The sequence below is a fragment of the Nostoc sp. genome (assembly GCF_036917575.1).
Taxonomy (GTDB): domain Bacteria; phylum Cyanobacteriota; class Cyanobacteriia; order Cyanobacteriales; family Nostocaceae; genus Nostoc.
Window position 1 is genome coordinate 25,684 of the sequence record NZ_JBALDC010000005.1, and the last position, 8,196, is coordinate 33,879.

7 protein-coding genes are annotated in these 8,196 nt (G+C 42.1%); 3 read left to right on the top strand and 4 right to left on the bottom strand.

Annotated elements, in window-relative coordinates; genetic code table 11:
- Positions 1 to 257: 257 nt before the first annotated feature.
- From V7K79_RS00960 to V7K79_RS00970, 3 genes are all read left to right on the top strand, one after another.
- On the top strand, positions 258 to 1,073 hold the full coding sequence (locus tag V7K79_RS00960) for a class I SAM-dependent methyltransferase (protein ID WP_335043851.1): 816 nt from the start codon (positions 258 to 260) through the stop codon (positions 1,071 to 1,073).
- 130 nt (positions 1,074 to 1,203) lie between these two features.
- On the top strand, positions 1,204 to 1,845 hold the full coding sequence (locus V7K79_RS00965) for a DUF4232 domain-containing protein (RefSeq protein WP_335043853.1): 642 nt from the start codon (positions 1,204 to 1,206) through the stop codon (positions 1,843 to 1,845).
- A gap of 100 nt (positions 1,846 to 1,945) precedes the next feature.
- Positions 1,946 to 2,737 (top strand): GH25 family lysozyme, encoded by a 792-nt coding sequence (locus tag V7K79_RS00970; protein ID WP_335043854.1) that lies wholly within the window; start codon positions 1,946 to 1,948, stop codon positions 2,735 to 2,737.
- Positions 2,738 to 2,836: 99 nt separating this feature from the next.
- On the opposite strand, the gene V7K79_RS00975 is transcribed toward V7K79_RS00970, so the two are convergent.
- The 4 genes from V7K79_RS00975 to argJ form a co-directional block, all read right to left on the bottom strand.
- The gene (locus tag V7K79_RS00975) at positions 2,837 to 3,274 is read right to left on the bottom strand and encodes an NUDIX hydrolase (RefSeq protein WP_335043857.1); all 438 of its coding nucleotides are present in this window, start codon (positions 3,272 to 3,274) and stop codon (positions 2,837 to 2,839) included.
- 292 nt (positions 3,275 to 3,566) lie between these two features.
- Positions 3,567 to 5,699 (bottom strand): glycoside hydrolase family 10 protein, encoded by a 2,133-nt coding sequence (locus tag V7K79_RS00980; protein ID WP_335043860.1) that lies wholly within the window; start codon positions 5,697 to 5,699, stop codon positions 3,567 to 3,569.
- Between the two features lie 176 nt (positions 5,700 to 5,875).
- On the bottom strand, positions 5,876 to 6,433 hold the full coding sequence (locus tag V7K79_RS00985; protein ID WP_335043862.1) for an HdeD family acid-resistance protein: 558 nt from the start codon (positions 6,431 to 6,433) through the stop codon (positions 5,876 to 5,878).
- A 219-nt stretch (positions 6,434 to 6,652) separates the two neighbouring features.
- Complete coding sequence (argJ, locus tag V7K79_RS00990; RefSeq protein WP_335043864.1) at positions 6,653 to 7,894, bottom strand: bifunctional ornithine acetyltransferase/N-acetylglutamate synthase; 1,242 nt, start codon at positions 7,892 to 7,894, stop codon at positions 6,653 to 6,655.
- Positions 7,895 to 8,196 lie beyond the last annotated feature (302 nt).

The window sequence follows — 8,196 nt, forward strand, 5'->3', positions numbered from 1 at the left end:
AATTTTAAACCCAGCAAAAACTAGGAGCAAAACAACTTAGAAGCGTTACATAATACCAATTCTCTAAAATGAGGAAACACATTCAAACCCCCAAACCCAGATATAATCTAGCTTTCTTAATTAGGAATTACGAATTGGTATGACTACCCATATTTGTTGTCAGTCCCTTAACCCGCATTGAAGCAACAATTCCCGCATCTGCGATCGCAGGCACTTGTTATCACGAAGTTAGACTCGAAAACTGATAAAACTAGCTTATGCAAGACTCTAAACAAGAAATAAATGCCAGAGCTTCTATAGATTTAGAACAGCGAAAGAATTGGTATTCTCCCGTTGCTGATATTTATTACAACGCCAGACCAAAATATCCAAAGGAACTGATCGAGCGGTCTGTCGTTTTAGCCCAACTTGACTCAGATGCATCGATTCTTGAAGTCGGTTGTGGTCCCGGAAATGCGACGGTAGCTTTTGCTCAATTTGGTTTTCCAATGACGTGTATTGAGCCAAACCAGGATTTTTGTCATTTGGCACAACACCACTGTGCAACCTATCCCAACGTTGCAATTTACAACACCTCATTTGAGGAGTGGGAGCTAAAAGCAAAACAGTTCAATGCCGTTTTATCTGCTAATGCCTTTCACTGGATACCGTCAGAAATTCGGTATGCCAAGGCAGCGACGGCATTACGCGACAACGGATTTCTCATCCTACTATGGAATCTAAGACCTGAACCGAAATACGAAGTTTACCAAGCGATCGAGGAAGTGTATCAAGCCTATGCTCCCTCACTTGTCCAATATGAAGGTGCGGAAATTCAAGCGGGAATTTTGAGAGGGTTTGAACAAGACATTCTCGATTCTGGTTATTTTAAGGAATTGGTGACTGAGCAAGTCGCGTGTGAGGTGACATATAGCATCGATGACTTCTTTAAGCTATTAAGTACCATGAGCAGACTGGAGCTAAAGGCGAAGGAGTTGCTATTTACAGGGTTGCGGGAAAAGCTGAGGAACTTTGGAGACAGTATACAGCTCTCGTTTGTTTCTGCTGTTCACGTTGCCCGAAAAAATGGATAAGCTGTTGAATTTGTTACGTAATGACGCAGCAGAACAAGTCATTGGAGCAGACCTGCATAACCTTGTGAAATTGGAAACTTATACTGTATCTGAAGCATCAGTGTAAGTAGTTCACTATAGAAAAAGAGATATGCGAATTCTATTTATGGAAAGCAGTCTGTTATTGCTTCTGACTGCGGTGACAACTGGCTGTGTTGGTTCTCCCTCTGTTACTAAACAGACACAAGCATTACCAACAATCACTGAACAGCCGACGAAACAAGCTGTGTTGACCTCAATACCCACACCGACTGCAAAAACTACAGAGAATTCTACCCCTGAAGCCACTATTGCCACAAATCCGACGCGCTGTGAAACTAGTCAATTGTCAGTGCGTCGAGTCTCTGAAGATGCTGGGGTTGGAAATGTTGCACTTACCTACGCCTTCACCAATAACGGCTCATCCCCTTGCACCCTCTACGGTTATCCAGGATTGGGACTCCTGGATGCAAAAGACCAACCTTTGCAGGGAATTAAAGTTATTCGCTCCCAGGACACTTACTTTTCGAGTAAGCAACCTCGACAACAAGTAACTCTAGCTTCTGGAAAACAAGCCTCATTTCAGATAGCATACAACCACATTAGTTCCCCAGAGAAAAACTGCCCAATGTCTAGTAAAATTCAAATCACACCTCCTAATGCTTACGAGCACTTTACCCTTACTGAGCAAATCAAGCCTTGTACAGGAAAAGTTAGAGTGACCCCAGTACGAGCCGCTAACACTCAACCCTAGTAAATTTCTGTAACTTACTTAAAGACCCAGAAAAAGCATAAATTTAATCAAAGCCTCTGATAAGTTCAAGATTGTACTAATCAAAAAGGTTAAAAATTTTATGGAAGGAATTGATGTTGCCGATCAAGACGGCAGAGTAGATTGGACGGCAGTAAAAAACTCTGGTAAAACCTTTGCGTTTGTCAAAGCCACAGAAGGAGTTAGCATCAAAGATTCTGCTTTTGCTCATCACTGGCAAACTATGAAAGCTGTTGGTATTATTCGGGGTGCTTATCATTTCTTTCACCCCCATACATCTGACCCGGTTCAGCAAGCGAAGGAATTCTTAAAAACTTTGGGCAAATTAGAACCAGGAGACTTACCACCAGTCATAGATGTAGAGGTAACTGACAAAGTAAATAGTCAAGCTGTAATTAATGCAGCCAAACAGTGGTTGGCAGAGGTAGAAAAAGCCCTTTTACAACAAACAAAAAAACCAATCAAACCAATTATTTATACCTTCCCTAGTTTCTGGACAGAACTTGGCGATCCATCTGATTTTGCTAATTATCCGTTATGGATTGCCCACTATGAAACTAGGAACCCAACGATTCCTGGTGCTTGGCAGGGACAATATTTAATCCATCAATATGAAGGTGATATATCTGGTGTAACTGGTGTTAGTGGTCGAGCCGATTTGAATAGATTTAATGGATTGCAGCTAGGAGATTCTGGGCTGAGAGTAAAACAATTACAACAGCAATTAAAAGATATTGGATTATATACTGATGCCATCGATGGGCAATTTTCTGAGTCAGTTAAGAATGCAATTGTTAGTTTCCAAACATCTAAGAAATTGCAGGCTGATGGAATTGTCGGTATAAAAACTTGGGTAGCTTTACTATGGATTTAAGCAACTAGGTGTGAATAAACAAAGGTTTGTAGTCAACGGATCCAAACCTTTAATTATTTTTACATTGTATAATATATTTTTATATGCTGTGCTAATTACTTAATATTGTAATGCACAAAATTGAGATTTTACCTGGAAAAAACCCTTAAGGATTCGTTTGAGTGAATTAAACTTAACACGCCTAATAGCTTTATTCACTTCTACCCACTGCCGTTTTCTTTTAGTTGCTTCTGGATAATCTTCACTCAGCATATCGACTGATAATAAATACATCTTGACGCAATAAATTTTGCCTTGTTTACGATACTTGTAAGTTCCCAGTTCATTTACATCTACTTGCCCAATTATTCCTGCTTCTTCCCACGCCTCTTTGGCTGCTGAATCAGGCGGACTCATGCCATTAGGAATATCTCCTTTCGGAATCACCCAGTGTTGAAAGTCACGGGTTGTAATTAGCAAGATTTCAACTTTACCATTGTTCACTCTGTAAGGAATTACCCCAGACTGTATAAGTACTTTACTGGCTTTTCGACTCATGTAATTTTCATCCTGTACGTCCTAGCTTTTTTGTACAATGTTTACTTCAAAAATTCTAGAGCTGATATCGAATAAATTTTAGTTAATCTTAGGTTATGAAAAGGTTAAAAATAGTTTTTTACTTATCAGAGTTAATTATTCAAAGAATTTCCAGCAGTGTTTGAGCGGGTGATGATGGTTTTAATGCCGCAGTTACACTATTATTATTAGACTGGTTTTATCTTGAAGAGTCAGACCTTTATTCGTCAGTTATCTCCATAAAAGTTGTAGGGAATCTGGGTAGCACTTTTGTTCAACTAACTGTAATAACTGTCCCCACACTCTCGTTGGCTAATCTATCCACTACACACACGGCATAAGTTCCCGCTTGCTGGACGGTAGCGAAGGTTGTGCCAGCAGACAAAATTCGTTGAATTGTCCAAGTATCGCCACTCAGCCGATAAAGTGTCCAGGAACGAACTGGCTGATTATCTCCAGGCTGCCAACTCAGTTTGCGGTTATTGACTTGTAGTCCAATGGGTGCAGATGGTGGTGTTGTATCCTGCCAAGGCAAAGTTGGCGGTAGCGCAGGTTTGTTATAAAGCAGACTTTGAAATTTATCAGCAATGCCCTGACTATTTTCTGTCAAAACACTAAGATTAAAGAAAATATTCCCCAGTGATAACTGTCCAGCTTGGCTACGACTAATTTTCACCTGTTTTTCAATCTCATCACTTTCTCGACTCTTGTTGCTTGGTTCTGTCAGATTATTACCAGCATAAACGTGTCTTTGCTTAGTGTTTACCTGTGTCCACCACTTTAGTAATGCTGGATAACTTTGTTGTGATTGGTCTGTACGCCAGTAAAGTTGAGGAGCGATATAATCAATCCAGCCTTCTTCTAACCATTTTTTTGAGTCAGCATACAGTACGTTGTAAGCATCCAATCCAGTAATACCTGCGGGTTGTCCGGGGCGATAAATCCCAAAAGGACTAATACCAAATTTAACATCGGGTTTGGTTGTCTTAATCCCCTGCCAAAGGCGCTGTACCATTTTGTTAACATTGTCCCGTCGCCAATCGCCAAGGCTGAGTGTACCACCACCTGCTTTATATGCAGCGTAGGTTTTATCATCGGGGAAAGGTTGTCCCTCAATCGGATATGGATAGAAATAATCATCTAAGTGAATGCCATCAACATCATAGCGTTTCACTACATCGATAATTACGTTATACGCCCTGTCCTGAACTATTTTCAGTCCTGGATCCATCCAGCGTTGTGTTTTCCACAAGTAAACGCTTTCTGGATTGGTAGCTGCTATATGGGGAGGGACTGTTTTAGCTGGGTCGGTGGAGGTGCTAGCGCGGTAGGGGTTAAACCAAGCATGGAGTTCAAGATTATGCTTATGACATTCTGCGATCGCAAACGCTAAAGGATCGTAAAATGGTTCTGGTGCTTTCCCTTGAGTTCCTGTAATCCAAGCACTCCAAGGCTCTAATTTAGATTCATACAAAGCGTCTCCCTCTGGTCGCACTTGGAAAATCAAGGCATTGAAGTTTAGCGCTTGTAATTTGGTAATAATCTCGGTAAGTTCTGCTTTTTGTTGAGCAACAGAAAGTCCCGGTCTAGAAGGCCAATCACCATTCCATACAGATACTACCCATGCCCCCCGGAACTCCCGGCTATGATTTACCTTAACGCTACCGACAGGTGTCGGTGTCGGTGTCGGCGTTGGAATTGGAATTGGAATTGGAGTTGGAATTGGAATTGGAGTTGGAATTGGAGTTGGAATTGGAGTTGGAATTGGTGTCGGTATCGGCGTGGGCGTTAATATTGGCGGCTGCACTAAGTAACTGGAGGCAATTTTTTCTGCCTGACCTAAATACACCAAAGCTTGATAAATAATCACTGCTACATCTGCACGAGTAGCTGCGAGATTAGGATTGAGTAATTTGATATTTGGGAAACTAACCACCAAGCCAGCGCTGGTGGCAATAGCTACGTGATTTCTACCATACTCAGGAATTTGAGCAGAATCTTGATAAATTTGTGAGAGTTTTGAAAGGAGGTCAGGTTTTACCTTGGTGGCAATTTCTAAGCCTCCTACCAAGGAAACCAAGACTTCGACTCTAGTAATTCGGTTAGCAGAACGGAAAGTTTTATCAGGAAACCCGCTAATAAATGCTTTTTCGTAAGCTGTTTTGATGGCGGCTGCTGCCCAATAATTCGTGGGTACATCAACAAAGGGAATATACTGCCGCTTCTTGGAAACTGTCCCAAATGCGTTGGCGATAATAGCAGCAAATTCAGCACGGGTAAGTGAATTATCGGGGCGATAAGTGCCATTAGGCAACCCATTAACAATACCACGTTGGGCTAAGGCTGTAATAAATGAGCGTGCCCAATGGTTTTGAATATCCGAGAATGGAGTAGCAATAGATACCATTGTTAATTGCAGCTAGCTGGCCTTGATTTTGATTTCCTTAGTTAATTTAGCAATTTTGTTGGTGTAGGCATAGCCAGTTGTGGGCATCACTGCTGCAATATCTTGTAAACTTTTTTGGGTACTGGGGATTGGGAATTAGGCATTTAGAAAACCTTTCCCTATTCCCTATTCCCCACTTAAGGTAGTTGCCCAGTTAAAGTAGAACGCCCACTCAATGCCAGCATCACACGTGAAGCGCCAGTGAAAATAATGCTGACACCAACTAATGTCCCAATCAGCCAAGGCGCATTGAAGGGCCACTGGAACCAAATCATTGCACCTAACACGAGGGTAATAATGCCATTAGTTAATACCCACGTCCAGTTTTCTTGTGGACGTAACTTGAATGCCAGAATTAACTCGAATGTGCCTTCAGTTAACAAAAATGTGCCAAGTAACAGAGTCAGTGTCAGAACACCAGTAAAAGGATAAACAAGCAGCATGATGCCAGTTGCAATATAAAGCCCGCTCAAGAGAATTTTCCAAATAAAACCTCCTCTTTCGCGGGTTTGAGTGGCATAAACTATTTTTGTAAATCCGGCGAAAATCAAAATCGCAGCAATCCAAGTTTCAGCGAATATGGTGGTGAAATTAGGTGCTACGATCGCAATAACCCCTAAAACACTCAGGATAACACCACTTATCAGTGACCCATTTCCAGTCTTGTTAGTATCTGTAGAAACGTCGCTTGTCATAAAATCTTTTTCCTATTCTTAGACTTAACTCTACATTTAGGTTAGGAAATTTCTAAGTAAGAGGGTATGAACCCTAAGATAGACTCATCAGTATTAACTTGATTGCGATCGTGACTAAAATTTATGACTATTGATAGCAATTCAATTAATGATTGCAACACATCCTTGGTTAAAGACGCGATGAATCGTGTCTTTAGAGTGCAAACAATTGAGAGTAGTTCAGGTAGTGTATTCAGCGTTAATCTTCACGTAGTCATAACTCAAATCACAACCCCAAGCTTTACCTACACCATAACCATTGCCAACATTAACGGAAATTAATACCGTATCCTGTTGCAAATAAGTACCCACCGATGCTTTTTTCAAATAAGCACTTGCTGCTGCTCGGTCAAATTGTAGAGGTTGTCCATTTTCTAACATTAAGAAATTACCTAGCTTAATTTGCAGGTTTTCTTGCTCAAAGGGCACACCTGCACGTCCTGCGGCGGCGGCGATGCGTCCCCAATTTGGATCGCGTCCAAAGATTGCAGATTTAACTAAGGATGAACCAGCGATGGTTTTGGCTATTTGTCGGGCTGAGATTTCATCATAGGCCCCTGTCACCTGCACTTCAATCAGACAGGTTGCGCCTTCACCATCACGAGCGATCGCTTTGGCTAAATGCTGGCAAACTGTTGTTAACATCGCCTCTAATTTCTCTGCTTCTGCGCCCAATTCTGTAATTGCTGGGGTGCGAGATTGACCATTTGCCAAGGCAATTAAGCTGTCGTTAGTGCTGGTGTCACCATCCACAGTAATGGAATTAAAGCTTCTATCAGCTGCCCTTGCTAACATCTGTTGCCAAAGGTGAGGCGAAACCACAGCATCACAAGTCACAAATGCCAACATGGTTGCCATATTGGGGTGAATCATGCCAGAACCCTTGGCAATGCCGCCAATTCGTACTGGGCGATCGCTTATAGTTGTCTCTAGAGCAATAGATTTTGTTACCAAGTCTGTAGTGATAATCGCCCCAGCGGCCGCATCTGATCCTGTTTCTGATAGTGCTGCTATTACCTTGGGAATCCCGCTTCGCAAAGCATCCATCTTAATTCTTTGACCAATTACACCAGTGGAAGCCAATAATACAGATTCAGACGAGATGTTTAGAGCTTGGGCTATTGCCATCGCAGATTCTAAAGTATCAAGGTAGCCTTGAGTTCCTGTAGCGGCATTTGCTTGTCCAGCATTGCAGAGGATGGCACGAGCGCTTTGTTTGGCTTGCAAGCGTTGGCGACAATATTCTACACACGCAGCTTTCACTTGGCTGGTGGTGAACACACCTGCTGCGATCGCTTCCACCTCTGAGAATATCAAAGCTAAATCCGGCAACCCCGAAGGTTTTAATCCTGCGGTAATTCCCGCCGCCTGATACCCCCTTGGTGCTGTGATACCACCTGTTATTTCTTGCCAATCTGCCATTATTCTTCCTTACAACTATCAAGGTTGGATAGGTCAATATGTACTTTACAAAAGTGCTGAGTTAGGAGAGACGCGATTAATCGCGTCTTTACAGGAGTTAGGAGTTATAGCAGGAGGCAGGAGGCAGAGGGCAGGAGGCAGGAGGTAAAACTATTGCTAACTCTCTTCTTTCACTCTTTCCAAGTGTCCTAACCTGTGTGACTACGGCTATAACCCTCTTCTGTCACTTTCCGGAATAAGCAAGTAGTTTAGGAGCTAAATCATCCAGAAGCATAAGAGGGTTTAAATTGATTCATTGCAGC

Excerpts from the sequence above, each read along its gene's own strand:
- V7K79_RS00970 (WP_335043854.1), top strand. The coding sequence starts at position 1,946 with ATGGAAGGAATTGATGTTGCCGATCAAGACGGCAGAGTAGATTGGACG.
- V7K79_RS00965 (WP_335043853.1), top strand. The coding sequence starts at position 1,204 with ATGCGAATTCTATTTATGGAAAGCAGTCTGTTATTGCTTCTGACTGCG.
- V7K79_RS00985 (WP_335043862.1), bottom strand. The coding sequence starts at position 6,433 with ATGACAAGCGACGTTTCTACAGATACTAACAAGACTGGAAATGGGTCA.
- argJ (WP_335043864.1), bottom strand. The coding sequence starts at position 7,894 with ATGGCAGATTGGCAAGAAATAACAGGTGGTATCACAGCACCAAGGGGG.
- V7K79_RS00960 (WP_335043851.1), top strand. The coding sequence starts at position 258 with ATGCAAGACTCTAAACAAGAAATAAATGCCAGAGCTTCTATAGATTTA.
- V7K79_RS00980 (WP_335043860.1), bottom strand. The coding sequence starts at position 5,699 with ATGGTATCTATTGCTACTCCATTCTCGGATATTCAAAACCATTGGGCA.
- V7K79_RS00975 (WP_335043857.1), bottom strand. The coding sequence starts at position 3,274 with ATGAGTCGAAAAGCCAGTAAAGTACTTATACAGTCTGGGGTAATTCCT.